We start from the raw sequence: 18,062 nt of genomic DNA on the forward strand, positions 1-18,062 counted from the left end.
GGTGCCGGTGAGCGCCGCCGCGCGGCGCGACGAGATCGCCGCAGGGATCGTCGGCAGGCGCCGCGAGCTCGACCTCGTGCTCGCGGCCGTGTCGGCGGGCCGCGACGTCCTCCTGGAGGGCCCGCCCGGCACGTCGAAGTCGACGATCCTGCGGGCGATCACCGCGAACTGGGGCGTGCCGTTCGTGCTCGTCGAGGGCAACGCGGAGCTCACGCCCGCCCGCCTGGTCGGCCACCACAACCCGGCGCGGGTGCTGCGCGAGGACTACTCGGCCGACAACTTCGTGCCCGGCCCGCTGGTCTCGGCGATGCAGGACGGCGGGTTCCTCTACATCGAGGAGCTCAACCGGGCACCGGAGGACACGTTGAACGTGCTGCTCGCGGCGATGGCCGAGCGGGAGGTGGTCGTGCCGCGCGTCGGCACGATCACCGCCCGGCCCACGTTCCGGGTGCTGGCGTCGATGAACCCGTTCGACGACGTGGGCACCGCCCGGATCTCCGACTCCGTCTACGACCGCTGGTGTCGGCTGGCCATCGGCTACCAGGACGAGGCCGAGGAGCGGGCGATCGTGCGCGCCCGCACCGGCAGCACGGACGAGGCGCTGGTGGCCGACGCGGTGGCGATCACCCGCGCCACCCGCGGGCACCCCGAGCTGCGGCGCGGGTCGAGCGTGCGCGGCGCGATCGACCTCGTCGCGATCGCCACCGAGCTCGCCGCGCTGGGCGGCTACGCCGACGACCGGCCGCGGCTGGTGCTCGACGCCGCCCTGCTCGCGCTCTCGGCCCGGATCGCGGTGGACGAGACCCTCGACGCCACCCCGGAGGAGGTGATCACCCGCATCTGGGAGGACCATTTTTTCTCGCACCCCGGCGCGCGGCGCCGGGCGGCCACCGGGTAGAGGTCGACAACGCGGTTCGGCTGCCGGGCGGCGAGCGGCCGCAGCGCGGTCTCGCCCCGCTGCGACGCAGGCCGAAGCAGCTCACGGCCCCTCCAGCGCTGTTCCACTCCGGGGCGGGAGCGCCGCTCGTCGGGACCGGGGACCGGGGCGACGGGGACGCCGCGGGCCCGGTCGGCGGGCAGGGCGTGCTCGTGACCGGCCAGCCCGCGCGGCTGCGCGACGTCGCCGAGCTGTTCGAGGACACCACGCCCGACCGCGAGGTCACGGCGATGGCCCAGCGGATCGCGCGCCGGCTCGCCCTGCGGCGCCGGGCGCGGGAGCGGCGCGCCGAGCGCGGGGCGGGCAGGCCGGTGTCGGTGCCCTACCGCTACCGCAGCGACGACATCGACCTCGACCGCACCATCGAGGTGCTCACCGAGCGCCCGGTACCCGAGGACACCGACATCGTCGTGCGCGAGCCGATGCGCACCCGCCGCGACGTCGTGCTCGTCGTCGACGTCTCCGGGTCGATGAAGGGCGAGAAGGTGCGGATCGCGGCGGCCACGGTCGCCGCGCTGTCGGAGGAGGCCACCGCGCGGGGCGACCGGCTCGCGCTCGTGGCGTTCTGGTCGGACGCCGCGCTGCTCAAGCCGCTCGACGCGCACGTCCCGGCGGGGCGGCTGCTCGACCAGCTGCTGCGCATCCCGGCGCGCGGGCTCACCAACGTCGGGTTCGCGCTCGCGGTGGCCAACGCCGAGCTCGCCCGATCGCCCGCTCGCCACCGCGCCGCCGTGCTGCTGTCGGACGCCGTGCACAACGCGGGTCCCGACCCGCGCCCGCTCGCCCGCCGCTTCCCGCGCCTGCACGTGCTGCTCGAGACCGACGGCGAGCACGACGCCCCGCTCGCGGCGGACCTCGCCCGGCTCGGGCGCGGCGGGCTCGCGGCCGTGGCGACGCACCGCGACGTCGCGCCCGCGCTCAACCGGCTGCTGGCGTGAGGCCGATCCGGTAGAGCGCGAACGGGGCGTCCGGGTGCACCCCCTCCCGCCCGGCGACGAGGCCGGGGCGGCGGATCGCGCGGTCGTAGCGCATGCCGAGGCGCTCCACGACCGCGCGGGAGCGGCGGTTGTGCACCTCGGTGAACGCGACGACCTCGGTGGCGCCGAGCACCTGCGCCGCGAAGCGCAGGGCCTCGGCGCCCATCTCGGTGGCGTAGCCGCGCCCCCACAGCGGGGTGCGCACGGCCCAGCCCACCTCCAGGACGGGCTCGCCGTCGAGCGCGGTGCGCGACAGCCCGCCGCGGCCGACGAGGCCGCCGGTCGTGCGGTCGTGGGCGATCCACTTGTGCACGCCGTCGAGCCGCCACCGCTCACCGATGTGCGCGGCGAGGTCGCGCGCGGCGGCAGGGGAGAGGGCGGGGCCGGCCCACTGGGCGATGCCCGGGTCCTGGTAGAGCCGGTGGAGCTCGTCGGCGTGCGCAGGCCCGATCGCGGTGAGCCGCAGCCGGGCGGTGCGCCGTTCCAGCGGTCCTCCTGATCTCGACTCGGCGACGTCGGTTGGCTCCCGGCGCCGCGGTGACCTAACGTCAGCCTGTTCGGCGACGGAGGCGGGACGATGGTTGCAGTGGATGCGGATTCCACGCCACGCAAATCCCGTCGCCGGTGGCGTCGGGGGCGGGGCGGAGCGGAGTCGATGGCCACCTTGGCGCAGGCCCGCCGGATCGCGTCCGCGGTGCGCGGCGGGCTCACCGGTCCGGACGCCGGCAGCGCGGCCCGCGGACTGCGGCGCCTGCTGGACGCCGACGCCGTGGGCATCGGGGGCCTGCACGGCCCGCTGGTCTGGTCCGGGCGGGCGCCCGAGGGCGCGGACGCCCTCGTCGAGGCCGTCCTGGGCAGCGACTCCCGCGCGGGCCGGCGCGGGGTCGTCGCGCTGCCCGTGCACGCCCGCGACGAGCTGGCCGGGGTGCTCGTCGTCGCGGGACCGGTGGCGTCCGGGGCCGCCCGGGAGGCGGCGCTGTGGCTGGGGGAGTCCCTCGAACGGGCGCGGCTCGAGGAGAGCGCGGCGGTGGCCGAGCAGGCCGAGCTGCGGGCCCTGCGCGCGGAGATCTCGCCGCACTTCGTCTACAACAGCCTCACCGCGATCGCGTCGTTCGTGAACTCCGACCCGGAGCGGGCGCGGGACCTCATGCTCGACTTCGCCGAGTACACCCGCCACAGCCTCGCCCGTCACGGCGACTACACGACGGTGGCGGGCGAGTTCCGCGCGATCGAGGCCTACCTCGCGCTGGCCAGGGCGGTGCTGGGGGACCGGCTGAAGGTGCAGGTGCGCATCGCGCCCGAGATCCTGCCGGTCGCGCTGCCCTACCTCACGCTCCAGCCGCTGGTGGAGAACGCCGTGCGGCACGGCGTCGAGCTGCCGGGGGGCGGCGGGCTGGTGCAGGTGAGCGGCGAGGCCGACGGCACCGACTGCGTGATCACCGTGGAGGACGACGGCCCCGGCATGGACCCCGAGTACGCCGCCGCGGTGCTCGCCGGGCAGGGTTCACCGGGCAGCATGGGACTGCTGAACGTCGACAGGCGGCTGCGCACCGTGTTCGGTCCCGGATACGGTCTGGTGATCGAGACGGGAAAGGGCGCAGGCACCCGCGTGGTGCTGCGGCTGCCGCGGTTCCAACCTGGGGTGGTGGTGTCATGACCCGCCGCATGCGGGTGCTCGCGGTCGACGACGTCGAGCCGGCGCTGGCCGAGCTCAGCCGGCTGCTGCGCGAGGCGCCCGACGTCGGCGAGGTGGCCGAGGCGCGGGACCCGATCACCGCGCTCAAGCTGATCCAGGCCGGCCCGCTCGACGCCGTGTTCCTGGACATCTCGATGCCCGGGATGAACGGCCTCGAGCTCGGGTCGCTGCTGTCGCGGATGACCGACCCGCCGGTGGTGGTGTTCGTCACCGCCTACGAGGAGCACGCCGCGTCGGCCTACGGGATCGGCGCGGTGGACTACCTGCTCAAGCCGATCAGCGCGGAACGGCTGGCCGCGGCGCTCCAGCGGGTGCAGCGCTTCCGCGCCGCGGAGGCCACCCCGGCACCCGCCCCGGTCGACGCGCTGCCCGCCGTGCCGGTCGAGCTCGCCGGCCGCACCCGCTTCGTGCGGCGCGACGACGTCCGCTACGTCGAGGCGCACGGCGACTACGTGCGCCTGCACACCCCGTCCGGCGCGCACCTGGTGCGGATCCCGATCTCCCGGCTCGAGGAGCACTGGCAGCACGCCGGGTTCAGCCGGGTCCACCGCAGCTACCTGCTCGCCATCGGGGCGGTCCGGGAGCTGCGCAGCGACCTGTCGGGCGGGTTGCTCGCCCACACCGACGTCGGGGACGTGCCGGTGAGCCGCCGCCACGCCCGCGAGCTGCGGGAGCACCTGCTCGAAGCGGCCACGCGCGGCGCGTTCGGGCCGCCGGGCCAGCGGGCGCGATGAAGAATCCGCGGCGCGTCGCCGTCACGAGCCCGCAGACCCGGGTGGCGCTGGCCGGCAGGCGCCACGGCGCGCCCGTGGCGCCCCCGCACCTCGCCCCGGCCGACGCCGAGCGGGCCCGGCGCATCCACGACCGGCAGCTGCGCTACGCGCTGATCGCGCTCGGGCTGCTGGCCGCGCTCCTGCTGGGGCTGCCGCTCCTGCTCGCGGCGCTCCCCGCGCTCGACGCGGTGCGGCTCGCGGGCGTCCCGGTGTCGTGGCTCGCCGTGGCCGTGCTCCCGTTCCCGCTGATGGCTCTCCTGGCCTGGTGGCACCTGCGCAAGGCCGAGCGCGTGGAGCGCTCGTGGCCGGTCGGGGGGCGGGTGGCCCGGTGATCCTCGCGATCGTGCCGGTGCTCCTGGTCACGTTGCTGATCGGCGCGCGCGGCGTGGCCGCCATGCGCACCACGTCGGACTTCCTCGTGGCCTCGCGGCGGATCTCCCCGACGATCAACGCGGCCGCCGTGTCCGGGGAGTACCTGTCGGCGGCGTCGTTCCTGGGGATCGCGGGCCTCGTGGTGAAGGACGGCGTCGGGTCGCTCTGGTACGGCGTGGGGTTCGCGGCGGGCTACGTGGCGATGCTCGCGCTCGTCGCCGCGCCGATGCGGCGCACCGGCGCGCTCACCGTGCCCGACTTCGCCGACGCCCGGCTGGGTTCGCCCGGCCTGCGCAAGCTGTCGGCCGCGGTGGTGCTCGTGATCGGCTGCCTCTACCTGGTGCCGCAGTTCACCGCGGCGGGCCAGGTGCTCGGCGTGGTGAGCGGCAGCCCGTACTGGGTGGGCGTGGTGATCGCGGGCGCCGCCGTCAGCATCACGCTCGCGCTCGGCGGGATGCGCGCCGCCACCTACGTGCAGGCGTTCCAGTTCTTCCTGAAGCTCGCGCTGTTCATCGTGCCCGCGGTGTGGCTGGTGCTGCAGGTCGGCCCGGACACCCGCCGCGACGCGCTGACCCCGGTCGAGTTCAGTCGCTTCGAGCAGGCGACGCCGGTGGAGTTCCAGCTGGACACCACGCTCACCCTGACCGAGCCCACCCGGGTGTCGGTGGGCGGGGGTGCGCCCGAGGAGCTCCCGCCCGGCGAGTACCGCGTGGAGGCAGGGGCCACCTGGGAGTTCGCGGCCGGGGCCGCGGTGCCGCACGTCGGGTCCGGGCCGCCGCCCGGGGACGCCGACTGGGCGCGCCCGCTGCTCGACGCCGACGGCCACCCGCTGCTCGCGACGTGGTCGGTGCTGGTGGCCACCGTGCTCGGCACGATGGGCCTACCGCACATCCTCATCCGGTTCCACACCAGCCCGGACGGGCGCGGGGCCCGCCGCACGGCCGCGATCACGGTGGCCCTGCTGGGCGTGTTCTACCTGTTCCCCGGGGTGTACGGGCTGCTCGGCGCGGTGCTCCTGCCCGAGCTGTACCTGTCCGGGGGCACCGACACGGTGGTCGTCGCGCTGCCCGCCCGGGTCCACGACGGGTTCGCGGGCACGCTGTTCACGGCGGTGCTCACCGCCGGGGCGTTCGCGGCCTTCCTGGCGACGTCGCTCGGCCTGCTGCTCGCCGTGTCCGGGGCCCTGTCCCACGACCTGGTGCCGAGCACGTTGCGCCGGCTGCGGCTCACCCCGATCGTCGCGGCGCTCGCGGTCGTCCTGCTCGCGCTCCCGGCGGCCCGGCTCGACGTCGGGGTGCTCGTGACCTCGGCGTTCGCGGTGGCCGCGTCGACGTTCTGCCCGCTGCTCGTGCTCGGCATCTGGTGGCCGCGGCTCACCGCGCGCGGCGCGATCGTGGGGATGACGGCCGGGCTGCTCGCGTCGGCCGGGGTGATCGTGATCAACCTGTTCCTCGGTGTCCCGCAGGGCCTCACGGGGATCCTGCTCGGCCAGCCCGCGCTGTGGTCGGTGCCGCTCGCGTTCGCGACGATGGTGCTGGTGTCGCTGCGCGGCCGTCCGCCTGCGTGGGCGTCGGCGGCGATGCTGCGGCTGCACCTGGACGAGACCGAGACCGGCCGCCGATGAGTTTTCCCGCCTCCGCCGGTCACACGGGTATGACATCGACGCAGATCTCGCACGCGGTGACCACGGCCCGGACGGGCGACCAGGCGGCGTTCGCGGCGCTCGCCGAGCCCCACCGGCGGGAGCTGCACGTGCACTGCTACCGGATGCTCGGCTCGTTCACCGACGCCGAGGACATGGTTCAGGAGACCTTGCTGCGGGCGTGGCGGCGGCGCGAGACGTACGAGGGCCGCTCGACGTTCCGGGCGTGGCTGTACCGCATCGCCACGAACGTCTGCCTCGACCACCTGGAGCGGCACCCGCGCCGCCCCGGCGGGGACGGCGAGGTGACGTGGCTGCAGCCGTTCCCGGACCGGTTGCTGGAGCAGGCCGCGCCGCCGGACGCGGAACCGGACGCCGCCGTGGTGGCGCGGGAGACGATCGAGCTGGCGTTCCTGGTGGCCGTGCAGCACCTGCCGCCCCGCCAGCGGGCGGTGCTGATGTTGCGCGACGTGCTCGGTTGGTCGGCGGCGCAGACCGCTGCCGTGCTCGGGTCGAGCGTCGCTTCGGTGAACAGCGCCCTGCAGCGGGCCCGGGCGACGCTGCGCGAGCACCTGCCGCGGCGGCGTTCGGAGTGGTCACCCGCGGGGCCGACCGCGCAGGAGCGCACCGTCCTGCAGCGGTTCGTGGAGGCGTGCGAGCGCGCCGACACGGACGCGCTCGCGGAGCTGATGCGCGAGGACGCGGTCTTCGCGATGCCGCCGCAGCCGGAGATCATCCGGGGCCGTGACGCGGTCATCGAACTGTGGTCGTCCGCGCTGGCCGGCCCGACCGCCTTCGGCGAGTTCCTGCTGGTGCCGGTGTGGCTGAACCACCAGCCCGCGGCCGCGAACTACGTGCGCCGGCCGGGCGAGGAGCGGTTCCGGGCGCTCGCGGTGGACGTGCTGCGCGTCGAGGACGGGGTGATCACCGAGGTGCTCTCGTGGGAGCACACGGACGAGTTCCCGGTGTTCGACCTGCTCGGCCTGCCGACCTCGCGGTGAGCGGGGGCAGCCGTGGACGACGAGCCGGTGACGTTCCTCGGCAGGCCGCTCGGCCCGTCGTTCCGGACCCGAACCGTGACGATCCGCCCGGGTGGGAGCCGGGACTACGACGAGCGGGAGTGGCGGGACGCGCTGGTCGTCGTGGAGTGCGGGGCGGTGCTGGTGGAGTGCCTCGCCGGGGGCAGGCGGACGTTCGAGGCCGGGAACGTCCTGTGGCTCACCGGGATCGGCGTGCGGGCGTTGCACAACGAGGGCGCTGAGAGCGCGGTGCTCGTCGCGATCTCCCGGCGCGAGGCCTCCTAGCCGCGCAGGCCGAGGGCGGTGATGGCCGAGGTCAGCGCCTTCGCGACGGACTCGACGGCGTCGCCGACGCGGGAGAGCGCGGATCCGCCGTCGGAGCGGCCCTTGTCGGAGTCGCCGTCGTCGTCCTTGTCGTCGCCGTCCTTGTCCTTGCCTTTGTCCTTGTCGCTGTCCTTGTCGCTGTCCTTGTCGTCGTCGTCCTTGTCCTTGCCTTTGTCGTCGTCGCTGTCCTTGTCCTTGTCGCTGTCCTTGTCGCGATCCTTGTTGCCGTCGTCGGAGTCCCGGTCGTCGGAGTCGCTGTCCGAGTCGCGGCTGGAGCTGCGGTCGGAGTCGCGGTCGGAGTCGCTGCCGGAGTCGCTGCCGGAGTCGCGGTCGTCGTCGGAGCTGCCGCCGCGGTTACCCGAGTCGCTGCCCGAGTCGCTGTCAGATCCGCTGCCCGAGTCGCTGTCAGAACGGCGCGCGTCGGAGTCGCGGTCGGAGCCGCTCGACGACGAGCCGGTGTCGGCGGGGCCGCCGGAGCTGCTCTCGCCGCCCGTGCCGCCGCTGCGGCTGCCGCCTTCGGTCTGGCCGCTCGGGGCGGGCGCGGCCGCCTGCGGTTCCTCGTCCGCCGGTCCCTGGGCGGGGGGCTCCTCGGCGGCCGGCGGTTCCTGAGCCGGTGGTTCCTGGGCCGGTGGCTGCTGCTCCGCCGGTGCCTCCTGGGCAGCGGGGGGTTCCTCGGCCGGGGGTTCCTCGGCCTCCGCCGCCGGGGCGGACTCGCCGGGCGTGCCCGGTTCCTCGGCGGTGTCCGGCTCGTCTGCCCCGCCGGGCGTGCTGTCGGGCTCGTCGCCGCCCCCCGGCGTGCTGTCGGGCTCGTCGTCGCTCCGGGTGTTCACCTCGCCCTCGGACTCGCCGGCGCCCGGCTCGTCGTCGGTGTCGTCCGACGCGTCGGCGGGCGGCGAGTCCGCGTCCCGCGGGTCCGGGTCGGGCCGGGTCTGGCCGCCGGGTTGGGTGTCCTCGCCGCCGGTGCCGGGCGCCGGGCTGGCCTGGTCGCCGGGGGCGGGGCTGTCGGGACCGCCCGGCTGGGGTGCGCCGGTCTGGGGACCGCCCGCCTCGGGGCCGGCCGGCTGGGGAGCGCCGCTGTCGGGCCCGGCGGTCTGGGGCCCGGCGGTCTGCGGGCCGGCATCGGGGGCGACGGCCGCGGGTGGTCCCTGCTCGCCGGGCTCGCCCGGGGCGCCCTCACCGCCCGGGAACGGGGGCGAGGCGAGGATGCTCTCGTCGGCCGGGCGGTCGCCGCCCGACCGGTCGGGCTCATACGGCTCGACGTCGACGGGGTAGTTCGGGCCGAGCTCGGCGGAGAGCTGCTGCTGCTCGCGGGCGAGGTCGTCGCGGCCCTCCGCGGGCCGGACGACGGGCAGGTCGGCCGCGGCGGCCTCGATCAGGCGGGCGGCCTCGTCGGGGCGGCCCTCGCGCAGCGCGGCCCGCGCCTTCTGGAGGTTCTCGTTGATGGTGATCGCGGCCTCGACCGACCGCGCCCGCTCCGTGTAGAAGACCTCGGCGACCGGCCAGAGGACGCTCCCCGGCTCGGCTTCGGACGCGCCGACCGCGATCCCGGAGCTGGCGAGGGCGATGAGGGCGGCCGCGACGCCGAGCCGGTACGCGTACGGGGAGGTGGCAGCGCGGTGGCGGCCCCGCCGCATCGGGGTGACGACGCCGGCGGTGTCGCCGGGCGCATCGGTGTCCGCGCCGTCGGTGTCCGCGCCGTCCGTGTCCGCGAAGTCACCGTCGTCGGACACGGCGGTGGCGCTCGCGGCGCCGGCAGCGCCGGCGGAGGCCGTGCCGGCCCCGACGGCCTCGGGGCGGACCTCGGCCACCCAGGCCGCGAGCATGGCGACGAGCTCGTCCTCGGTGCCTCGGGCCGAGGCGGGCACGTCGCGCGGCGCCTCCAACCCCGCGGCGATCCGCTCGACGAGCTCGTTGTCGGCGCGCAGTGCCGCGACGTCGAGGGGGTGCTCGTTGTCCGGGGGTAGGGGACGCCGGGTCTCGGCGTCACCCCTGTCGGGGAGATCGTTCTCGTCTCCGAGCCGCACCCCGACCTCCGTTTCTCGTTGGTGGTGCCGGCCGGGTAACCGGCGACAAGACTACCCCGGTGACCTTCGCGCCCCGGGGTGTCCCGTAGGGAGTCGTTCGCGGGCGTGCGGATGTTTCGCGACCGGGTGTTTTCGGCCGGTTACCCGCCGCTCGTCACCCGGAGGCCCACCGCTCGTAGCAGGTCCACGCCTGCAGCTCCAGACGGGTCGTGAACCGGCGCATCTCCCCGCTGAACGGGTCCCGGAACTCCAACGTGGACGCGAGCAGCTGCAGGGGGCGCCGGAAGTCGTCGAGCGGTTTCTCGGTGAGCTCCGGGTAGAAGTCGTCGCCGAGGATGGGGATGCCGAGCCGGTTCATGTGCACCCGCAGCTGGTGGGTGCGGCCGGTCTCGGGCACGAGCCGGTAGCGGCCGAGCCCGCCGGAGCGGGCGAGCAGCTCCACGTGCGTGACGGCGTTGACCGGGCCGGGCTCCTCGTACGCGCGGATCACCCCGCGCTTCTTGACGATCCTGCTGCGCACCGTGCACGGCAGCTCGAGGGTCGGGTCGTAGGGCGCGACCGCCTCGTAGGTCTTGCGCACCCGCTGGTCGCGGAACAGCGTCTGGTAGGCGCCGCGCCGCTCCCTGCGGATGACGAACATGAGCAGGCCCGCGGTGGGCCGGTCCAGCCGGTGGGCGGGCGAGAGCGCGGGCAGGTCCAGGTCGCGGCGCAGCCGGACGAGGGCCGTCTGGAGGATGTGCCTGCCGCGCGGGATCGTCGCCAGGAAGTGCGGCTTGTCGACGACGAGCAGGTCGTCGTCGCGGTGCACGATCCCGATCTCGAACGGCACCGGCGCCTCGTCGGGCAGGTCCCGGTGGAACCACAGGAACTCCTCCGGGACGTACGGCGCGTCCGGTGCGATCGGCCCGTCGCGGCCGACGATGCGCTCCTCGCGCAGCATGGCGTCGATGCGCGCCGGGTCGACCGTGGGCAGCCGGTCGACCAGGTGGTCGCGCATCGTCGCCCAGCGCGGCCCGTCGGGCGACACCGCGGGCGTGCGCAGCCGCACCGGATCGAGCCCGTGCCGCTGGGGGAGCGGTGAGGGTGTCTTGCGCCTCAGCGCTGCCTCCGCTCGGGTCGGGGCATCAGATCTCGGCGCGGATGCGGGTGAGGATCGCCTCGGTGTTCTCGGGCGGCTCGACCTGTGCGCACAGCCGGTCCATCACGGCTGCGTAGTGCTCGACGTCGGAGCGCTTGTCCAGGTACAGCGCGCTGGTGAGCTGCTCGAGGTAGACGATGTCCGGCAGGTCCGGCTCGGCGAAGCGCAGGATCGCGAACGGCCCGCCCGCCGCGGCGTGGCCGCCGTAGGAGAACGGCGCCACCTGCAGCGAGACGTTGGGCAGCTCGTTCATCTCGATCAGGTGGGTGAGCTGCGCGCGGCTCTGCTCGGGGCCCACCAGCTGCCTGCGCAGCGCCGCCTCGTCGACCACGGCCCACAGCGTGGGCGGGTTCGGGCCGGTGAGCAGGGCCTGCCGCTGCATCCGCAGCTCGACCCTGCGCTCGACCTCGACCGGGTCGCTGTGGCCGAGCATCGTGACCGCGCGCGCGTAGTCGCGGGTCTGCAGCAGGCCCGGGATGAACTGCAGCTCGTAGTTGCGGATCACCGAGGCGGCCTGCTCGAGCCCGAGGTAGGTCTCGAACCAGCTCGGCAGCAGGTCGGAGTAGCGGTGCCACCAGCCGGGCGTGTTGGCCTGCCTCGCGAGCTCGAGGAACTGCTCCCGCTCGGCGGGGTCGCGCACGCCGTAGCAGGTGAGCAGGTCGGCCACGTCGCGTTCCTTGAAGCCGACGCGGCCGAGCTCCAGCCGGCTGATCTTCGCGGGCGACGCGCGGATCGCCTCGCCCGCGCGCTCACGGCTGACGCCCGCCGCCTCGCGCTTGCGCCGCAGGGCCCCACCGAGGCCGATGCGGAGCACGGTGGGGCCGGTGGGGGTCCCCTTCGGTGCCCGGCCGCCGGAGCGGTCGAGGACCGACTGGTCGAGTGAGCCGGACTCCACGTCGTCTGGCACGACGATCATCAGGTTCCCCCGGGAGTGTCATTGGGCGCGTTCGGGTGCATGCGCACTGTAGTGAGCACTCTCACTCTGCCGTGCATCGGCACGTACGGCAAGCGTGCGCATCTGCGCGTTCAGCAGGCCAGGTCGTCGAGCTCCCCGCTCCTCGCGGCTCGGACGAAGGCGGCTACGGCGTCCCTGGTGCCGATGAGCACAGGACCGGACGGGAACCGCGAGTTCCGCAACGCGACGTCCCCACCTGCGAGTACGGCCAGCTCGACGCAGTTCCCGCTGGGGTTGCTCGCCGTGCTCTTGCGCCACTGCACGGTCTCGTAGTTGTCTTTCAGAGCGAGTTGCACGTGCAGATGCTCATGCACTGGCACTTGCGGATGCAAGTTAGGGAGGCCACGATCGGATGCGACACGCGCCACCCGAAAGGGTGGGCGCCCGCAGCGGAACGGGGGAGCGCATGAGTTACTCCTGGGGGGCCAGCCACGGTTCGGCGCGCATGGGCGGCGTCGCGTTCGAACGGGCGCGGGCCACCCTCCGGGGTGCGGGCGCGCCACACCGGCCCGCCGACCTCGCGGCGCCGCTGTCCGGGCCACCCGGTCGACGCCCCGAGGTCGAGGACGTGATGCCCGAGCAGCAGCGCGTCGCCGACGAGCTGGCCCCGATGGTCGAGGTGTGGCAGCGGTTGCTCGCCCAGCACGTACCGGACCGGGCTGGGCGCTGTCGCACCTGCACCAAGGGCGGCACCGGCCTGCCCACCACGCCGTGGCCGTGCGTGATCCACGGGATCGCCGACATGGCCCGCCGCACGTACGACGCCCGGCGAGGCCGCGCCGCCGCCTCGTAGCCCCACGGCGACGGCGCGGTCCCGCCCGCCTGCGCCCGGACCCCGCCCCGGCAGCCACCTCGTGTGCCGGGTGCCGGGCGCTTCCGGGCGGGCCTCCGACCCGCGGCCGCGGATCGTCAGTGCAGCCGGTCCGCGGTCGTGCCCGACCCCGCCGGCGCGGCTCATGCGGATGGCTCAGGCGCGCCGGGCTGCGCGCTCCCTCAGCACGTACCGCTGCAGCTTGCCCGTGCTCGTGCGCGGGAGCTCGGTGACGAACTCGACCAGCCGCGGGTACTTGTAGGGTGCGATCGTCTGCTTCACGTGGTCCTGCAGCGCCGCTGCGTCGCGCACCGCGCCCTCACGCAGCACCACGTACGCGGTGACCAGCGCGCCGCGCTCCTCGTCCGGCGTGCCCACCACCGCGCAGTCCACGACGTCCGGGTGCCCGATGAGCGCCTGCTCCACCTCGGGGCCGGAGATGTTGTAGCCCGAGGAAATGATCATGTCGTCGCTGCGGGCGAGGTAGGTGAAGTAGCCGTCGGCGTCGCGCACGTAGGTGTCGCCGGTGAAGTTCCAGCCGTAGCGCACGTAGGTGGTCTGCCGGTCGCCGTCGAGGTAGCGGCAGCCGGTGGGGCCCTTCACCGCGAGGTTGCCCGGCGTGCCGTCGGGCACCGGCCTGCCCTCGTCGTCGAGGATGGTGGCCTGGTAGCCGGCCACCGGGCGGCCGGTGCTGCCGGGGCGGATGTCGTCGTCGGCCGCCGAGATGAACACGTGCAGCATCTCGGTGGAGCCGATCCCGTCGATGATCCGCAGGCCGGTGGCCTCGTGCATCGCGTGCCAGATGCTCGCGGGTAGCGTCTCGCCCGCCGAGACCAGGCGGCGGGCGCCGGCGAGGCGGTCGGCCTTGCCCGCGGCCAGGATCGCGCGGTACGCCGTCGGGGCGGTGAAGACCACGGTGGCGCCGTGCTCGGCCACGGCGTCGGCGAGCTGGGGCGGCGTCACCCGGTCCAGCAGCACCGTGCTCGCGCCCGCCCGGAGCGGGAACACCACCAGTCCGCCGAGCCCGAACGTGAACGCGATCGGAGGCGTGCCGGTCACCACGTCCGACGGCTGGATCTGCACGACGTGGCGGGAGAACGTGTCGGCGATCGCGAGCACGTCGCGGTGGAAGTGCATCGTGGCCTTGGGGCGGCCGGTGGTACCGGAGGTGAACGCCATGAGCGCCACGTCGTCGGCGGCGGTGTCGACGGGGGTGAAGCCGCCGTCGTGGGAGTCGAGCAGGCGGGCGAGCTCGCCGTCTCCGCCGTAGGAGACGGTGCGCAGGCCGGGCGGCACGGCGTCGAGGAAGCCGTGGTGGACCAGTGCGACGGACGGCCTCGCGAGCTCGCAGATGGTGTCGAGCTCGGTGCGGCGCAGCATCGGCATGGTGGCGACCGCGACCCCGCCCGCCAGCAGCACGCCGAGCCAGCACGCCACCTGCCACGGCTCGTTGGGTCCGCGCAGCAGCACGCGGTTGCCCGGCACGAGGCCGAGGTCGTCGGTGAGCGCGGCGGCGATCTGCGCGGCGTGGTGGCGCAGCTCGCCGTAGGTCCACGCGAGCCCCGACCCGCTCATGCACCGGTGGTCGTCGGGCGGGCCCGAGAGCAGCTCGCGGGCGGCGTTGAGCTGCTGCGGGTAGTCGAGCTCCGGCAGCTCGAACACGAGCTCGGGCCACTGCTCCCGGGGCGGCAGATGATCGCGGCAGAACGGGTCCGTGTGGGCGCTGGCCATGGCGAACCTCCCGCCGGAAGTATCGCGCCTTGCTGACGATAGTCAATACTTCGCTATGGATGCGCTGATCGACTACGGCGCTGATCTACAGCTCGGAGAGCGGGACGGCCGGGTCCTCCAGCCGGGCGGGGTCGACCGGCGCGCCGGCGCGGACGATCCGCTCGATCTCCTCGGCCACGTCCCAGACGTTGACGTTCATCCCGGCCAGCACGCGCCCGTCCGCGAGCCAGAACGCGATGAACTCACGCGCCGCCACGTCGCCGCGGAACACGACCCGGTCGTAGCGGCCCGGCTCGGCGTGGCCGGTGTACTCCATGCCGAGGTCGTACTGGTCGGTGAAGAAGTACGGCACGCGGTCGTAGCGGACCTCCTGGCCGAGCATGGACCGGGCCGCGGCGGGCCCGCCGTGCAGCGCGTTGTCCCAGTGCTCGACCCGAAGCCGCCGCCCCAGGAGGGGGTGGTCGACGTTCGCGACGTCGCCCGCGGCGTGGACGTCCGGGTCGGACGTGCGCAGCGCGGCGTCGACCAGCACGCCGCTGTCGACGGCCAGCCCGGCGACCTCGGCGAGCTCTGTGGCGGGGGAGATGCCCACGCCCACGACCACGGCGTCGGCGGGCACGGACGAGCCGTCCTCGAGCGTCACCGACGCGACGCGGCCGTCCCGCCCGACGATCTCGCGCACGCCCGTGCCGAGCCGCAGCTCGACCCCGTGGCTCGTGTGCAGGTCCGCGAAGACCTGCGCGGCCTCGTCGCCGAGCACCCGCCGCAGCGGCAGCCGGTCGATCTCGACGAGCGTCACGGCCGCGCCGCGCGTGCGGGCCGCGGCCGCCACCTCCAGGCCGATCCAGCCGCCGCCGACGACCACCACCCGGGCGCCCTCGACGAGCGCGTCCCGCAGCGCGTCGGAGTCCTCGATGCGGCGCAGGTGGTGCACGCCCGCGAGGTCGGTGCCCGGGACCGGCAGCGTGCGCACCACCGAGCCGGTGGTGAGCAGCAGCTTGTCGTAGCCGAGCCGCTCGCCGTCGGCGAGGGTGACGGTGTGCGCCGCGGGGTCGATCGCCTCCGCCCGCACCCCGGTGCGCAGCTCGATGCGCTGGCCGTCGTACCAGGCCTCGTCGTGCACGAACGCCGCGGACCGCTCCTCGCTGCCGATCAGGTAGCCCTTCGACAGCGGGGGCCGCTCGTAGGGCAGCCACGGCTCCTCGCCGACGAGCACGACCCGGCCGGTGAACCCCTCCTCGCGGAGGGTCTCCGCCGCCTTCGCGCCCGCGAGGCTCGCGCCGACGATCACGAACGTCCGGTCGTCCCCTGCGGTCATGGCCCCACCTGCCGCCTGTCGTCGTAGCGCACATTCGAGCACGCGCGGCTACCGGTCGCCACCGGTGCGCGGTTGAGTGGGCCGATGGGCGGGACGCGCGACGCCGAGCGACTGGTGTTCTTCACCGACGCGGTGGTCGCCATCGCGATCACGCTGCTGGTGCTGCCGCTGGTGGACGCGGTGGGGGAGGCGGTGGACGAGCGGCACAGCTCGGTCGAGGTGGTCACGGGCAACGTGCGGCAGATCTTCAGCTTCCTGCTGAGCTTCGTGGTGATCGCCCAGCTGTGGACCGCGCACCACCGCCTGTTCCAGGGGGTCTCGACCGTGGGCGGCGGTGTCGTCGTGCTGAACATGCTGTGGGTCCTGACGATCGTCGCCCTGCCGTTCCCCACGGAGATGGTCGGCGGGTACGGCGACGACCGGTTCACGGTCGTGCTCTACATCGGCACGATCCTGGCCAGCAGCGCCTGCCTCACCGCGCTCGGCGTCACCGTCCGCGGCCGGCTCGCCGGGGACGGTGCGAGCATGACCGTGCTGCTCGCGCTCGCGCTGCTGGTGGCCGGGCTCGTTCCCGGGGTGGCGTACTGGTCGTTGCTGCTGCTGTTCCTCGGGCCGCTGGTCGGGCGGCTGTGGCCGCCGCCCGCGTCCTCGTGAGGCCCGCGCGGACCCCGTAGGCGGTCTACCATCCCGAAGGGTGAGGCGGCCTGAGCGATGAGGCGGCGCAGCATCGACCTGTGGTCGCCCGCGATCGGCGCCTCGGGCACCGTCGTCGCCTACGGCCACTGGGGGCGGCCCGTGCTGGTGTTCCCGGCCGAGGCGGGCCGGGCGGGCGACTTCGAGGCGCACGGCATGGTCGACGCCGTCGCCGACCTGATCCACGACGGCCGGGTCAAGCTCTACTGCGTCGACAGCTACGACTCGCAGTCGTGGTCGGACCGGACGGTCCCCCTCGAGGAGCGCGCCCGCCGGCACGGCCGGTACGAGTCCTGGATCGTCGACCAGGTGGTGCCGTGGATCCACGAGGACTGCGGCGGGCCGCTGCCGATCCTCACCACCGGCCCGAGCATGGGCGCGTTCCACGCCGCGAACTTCACGCTCCGCCGCGGCGACCTGTTCCCCACCGCGCTGTGCCTGTCGGGCAACTACGACATGAGCGCCCTGTACGGGTGGGGCGAGCAGGGCGAGGCGTTCTACTTCCAGAACCCGGTGGCCTACGTGAGCAACCTGCACGGCGACCACCTGGAGTGGCTGCGCCGGCAGGTGTGCCTCGTGCTCGTCGTCGGGCAGGGGATGTGGGAGGACACCACCGGCGCCGAGGCGAGCACGCGGCGGCTGGCCGGCCTGCTCGCCGAGAAGGGCATCGCGCACGAGCTCGACGTGTGGGGGCACGACGTGTCCCACGACTGGCCGTGGTGGCGCCGCCAGCTCGCCCACCACCTGCACCGCTTGACCTAGCCCGACACCGAGCCGGTGAGAAGGAGGAGGGCCGTTGAACCGACACCTGATCGGGCTGCTGCTCGGCACCGAGGAGGACTGGCCCACCGCCTTCGAGGCGATCGTGCGGCGGATGGGGGCGGTGCGCGCGCGGGCGGGCGAGGAGCACGCGTTCGACGTCGAGCGGATCACCATCGAGCCGTTCGACCTGCGCGCCAAGCCCCGGTACGGGCTCGTCATCGACCGGCTCGCCTACTGGTACTACGTCCCGCGCGAGTGGCTGAAGAAGATCGCGTTGATGGACGACGTGTACCTGCTCAACAGCCCGTTCACGTTCCAGTCGATGGAGAAGCACGCCGCGTACTGCGCGATGATGCGGCTCGGGCTGAAGGTGCCGGACACGGTGCTCGTGCCGTTCAAGGACCCGCCCGACCACGCCAAGTTCGCCTACACCGCTTCCCGCTACAACCAGCCGTTCGACCTCGAGGCCATCGCCGAGGAGATGGGCTACCCGCTGTTCATGAAGCCCTACGACGGTGGCGCGTGGGTCGGGGTGACCCGCATCAACGGCCCCGACGACCTGCGCGCCGCCTACGACGCGTCCGGCCGGCGGCTCATGCACCTGCAGAAGGCCGTGGAGGGCTACGACGTGTTCGCCCGGTCGCTGTCGATCGGTGCGGAGACGATGGTGATGCGGTTCCGCCCCGACCTGCCCATGCACGACCGGTACGCGGTCGACCACGAGTTCCTCACCCCCGAGGTGGGCGAGGAGGTCGTGACGATCTCCCGGCTGATCAACGCGTTCTTCCGCTGGGAGTTCAACTCCTGCGAGAACCTGGTCGCAGGCACCGAGGTGCACCCGATCGACTACGCCAACGCCTGCCCCGACGTCGCGCTGACCTCGCTGCACT

General features: G+C 74.3%; 19 protein-coding genes. 12 read left to right on the forward strand and 7 right to left on the reverse strand.

What is annotated here, in order from left to right; genetic code table 11:
• Nucleotide 1 precedes the first annotated feature (1 nt).
• Entirely contained in the window at nucleotides 2–898 is an 897-nt protein-coding gene (locus VKZ81_RS31120) for an AAA family ATPase (protein ID WP_324245317.1), read from the forward strand.
• 191 nt (nucleotides 899–1,089) lie between these two features.
• Complete coding sequence (locus VKZ81_RS31125) at nucleotides 1,090–1,875, forward strand: vWA domain-containing protein (RefSeq protein ID WP_324245318.1); 786 nt, start codon at nucleotides 1,090–1,092, stop codon at nucleotides 1,873–1,875.
• Here VKZ81_RS31125 and VKZ81_RS31130 read toward each other — a convergent pair.
• The gene (locus VKZ81_RS31130) at nucleotides 1,856–2,587 is read right to left on the reverse strand and encodes a GNAT family N-acetyltransferase (protein WP_324245334.1); all 732 of its coding nucleotides are present in this window, start codon (nucleotides 2,585–2,587) and stop codon (nucleotides 1,856–1,858) included. The two genes, VKZ81_RS31125 and VKZ81_RS31130, sit on opposite strands and share 20 nt — an antisense overlap.
• On the opposite strand from VKZ81_RS31130, the gene VKZ81_RS31135 reads away from it, so the two are divergent.
• Genes VKZ81_RS31135 through VKZ81_RS31160 form a run of 6 tightly spaced genes read left to right on the forward strand, consistent with a single transcriptional unit; the run spans nucleotide 2,570 to nucleotide 7,701 of the window.
• On the forward strand, nucleotides 2,570–3,571 hold the full coding sequence (locus VKZ81_RS31135; RefSeq protein WP_324245319.1) for a sensor histidine kinase: 1,002 nt from the start codon (nucleotides 2,570–2,572) through the stop codon (nucleotides 3,569–3,571). The genes VKZ81_RS31130 and VKZ81_RS31135 overlap by 18 nt on opposite strands.
• Entirely contained in the window at nucleotides 3,568–4,344 is a 777-nt protein-coding gene (locus VKZ81_RS31140) for a LytR/AlgR family response regulator transcription factor (protein WP_324245320.1), read from the forward strand. Before VKZ81_RS31135 ends, VKZ81_RS31140 begins: the two co-directional genes overlap by 4 nt.
• Nucleotides 4,341–4,715 carry a hypothetical protein gene (locus VKZ81_RS31145; RefSeq protein WP_324245321.1) on the forward strand — a complete coding sequence of 125 codons (375 nt, stop codon included), beginning with the start codon at nucleotides 4,341–4,343 and terminating at the stop codon, nucleotides 4,713–4,715. Before VKZ81_RS31140 ends, VKZ81_RS31145 begins: the two co-directional genes overlap by 4 nt.
• Nucleotides 4,685–6,379: a sodium/solute symporter gene (locus tag VKZ81_RS31150; protein ID WP_324245322.1), complete on the forward strand. Its 1,695-nt coding sequence runs from the start codon at nucleotides 4,685–4,687 to the stop codon at nucleotides 6,377–6,379. The genes VKZ81_RS31145 and VKZ81_RS31150 overlap by 31 nt, the downstream gene beginning before the upstream one ends.
• A gap of 29 nt (nucleotides 6,380–6,408) precedes the next feature.
• Complete coding sequence (locus VKZ81_RS31155) at nucleotides 6,409–7,398, forward strand: RNA polymerase subunit sigma-70 (protein ID WP_324245323.1); 990 nt, start codon at nucleotides 6,409–6,411, stop codon at nucleotides 7,396–7,398.
• A 12-nt stretch (nucleotides 7,399–7,410) separates the two neighbouring features.
• Nucleotides 7,411–7,701, forward strand: coding sequence for a hypothetical protein (locus VKZ81_RS31160; protein WP_324245324.1), 291 nt, complete (start codon nucleotides 7,411–7,413; stop codon nucleotides 7,699–7,701).
• On the opposite strand, the gene VKZ81_RS31165 is transcribed toward VKZ81_RS31160, so the two are convergent.
• The 4 genes from VKZ81_RS31165 to VKZ81_RS31180 all read right to left on the reverse strand — a co-directional run bounded on the left by VKZ81_RS31165 (nucleotide 7,698) and on the right by VKZ81_RS31180 (nucleotide 12,153).
• Entirely contained in the window at nucleotides 7,698–9,764 is a 2,067-nt protein-coding gene (locus VKZ81_RS31165) for a hypothetical protein (RefSeq protein WP_324245325.1), read from the reverse strand. The genes VKZ81_RS31160 and VKZ81_RS31165 overlap by 4 nt on opposite strands.
• A gap of 154 nt (nucleotides 9,765–9,918) precedes the next feature.
• Complete coding sequence (locus VKZ81_RS31170) at nucleotides 9,919–10,863, reverse strand: pseudouridine synthase (protein ID WP_324245335.1); 945 nt, start codon at nucleotides 10,861–10,863, stop codon at nucleotides 9,919–9,921.
• A 25-nt stretch (nucleotides 10,864–10,888) separates the two neighbouring features.
• Nucleotides 10,889–11,818 carry a Sco1979 family transcriptional regulator gene (locus VKZ81_RS31175; RefSeq protein ID WP_324245326.1) on the reverse strand — a complete coding sequence of 310 codons (930 nt, stop codon included), beginning with the start codon at nucleotides 11,816–11,818 and terminating at the stop codon, nucleotides 10,889–10,891.
• A gap of 110 nt (nucleotides 11,819–11,928) precedes the next feature.
• Complete coding sequence (locus tag VKZ81_RS31180; RefSeq protein WP_324245327.1) at nucleotides 11,929–12,153, reverse strand: DUF397 domain-containing protein; 225 nt, start codon at nucleotides 12,151–12,153, stop codon at nucleotides 11,929–11,931.
• Between the two features lie 110 nt (nucleotides 12,154–12,263).
• Between VKZ81_RS31180 and VKZ81_RS31185 the strand changes: the two genes are divergently transcribed.
• Nucleotides 12,264–12,650 (forward strand): hypothetical protein, encoded by a 387-nt coding sequence (locus VKZ81_RS31185; RefSeq protein ID WP_324245328.1) that lies wholly within the window; start codon nucleotides 12,264–12,266, stop codon nucleotides 12,648–12,650.
• Nucleotides 12,651–12,824: 174 nt separating this feature from the next.
• Here VKZ81_RS31185 and VKZ81_RS31190 read toward each other — a convergent pair whose 3' ends face one another.
• Nucleotides 12,825–14,399 carry an AMP-binding protein gene (locus VKZ81_RS31190; RefSeq protein WP_324245329.1) on the reverse strand — a complete coding sequence of 525 codons (1,575 nt, stop codon included), beginning with the start codon at nucleotides 14,397–14,399 and terminating at the stop codon, nucleotides 12,825–12,827.
• An 85-nt stretch (nucleotides 14,400–14,484) separates the two neighbouring features.
• A complete protein-coding gene (locus tag VKZ81_RS31195; RefSeq protein WP_324245330.1) occupies nucleotides 14,485–15,717 on the reverse strand; it encodes an NAD(P)/FAD-dependent oxidoreductase in 1,233 nt (410 codons plus the stop codon).
• A gap of 84 nt (nucleotides 15,718–15,801) precedes the next feature.
• Here VKZ81_RS31195 and VKZ81_RS31200 point away from each other — a divergent pair, with 84 nt between their 5' ends.
• The 3 genes from VKZ81_RS31200 to VKZ81_RS31210 form a co-directional block, all read left to right on the forward strand.
• Nucleotides 15,802–16,371 carry a TMEM175 family protein gene (locus VKZ81_RS31200; protein ID WP_324245331.1) on the forward strand — a complete coding sequence of 190 codons (570 nt, stop codon included), beginning with the start codon at nucleotides 15,802–15,804 and terminating at the stop codon, nucleotides 16,369–16,371.
• Between the two features lie 57 nt (nucleotides 16,372–16,428).
• Nucleotides 16,429–17,172: an esterase family protein gene (locus tag VKZ81_RS31205; RefSeq protein ID WP_324245332.1), complete on the forward strand. Its 744-nt coding sequence runs from the start codon at nucleotides 16,429–16,431 to the stop codon at nucleotides 17,170–17,172.
• Between the two features lie 34 nt (nucleotides 17,173–17,206).
• Nucleotides 17,207–18,062 (forward strand): ATP-grasp domain-containing protein (locus VKZ81_RS31210; RefSeq protein ID WP_414709522.1); only part of this gene is annotated, 856 nt, incomplete at its 3' end.

The organism is Pseudonocardia sp. (assembly GCF_035305885.1).
In the GTDB taxonomy this organism is placed as follows: domain Bacteria; phylum Actinomycetota; class Actinomycetes; order Mycobacteriales; family Pseudonocardiaceae; genus Pseudonocardia.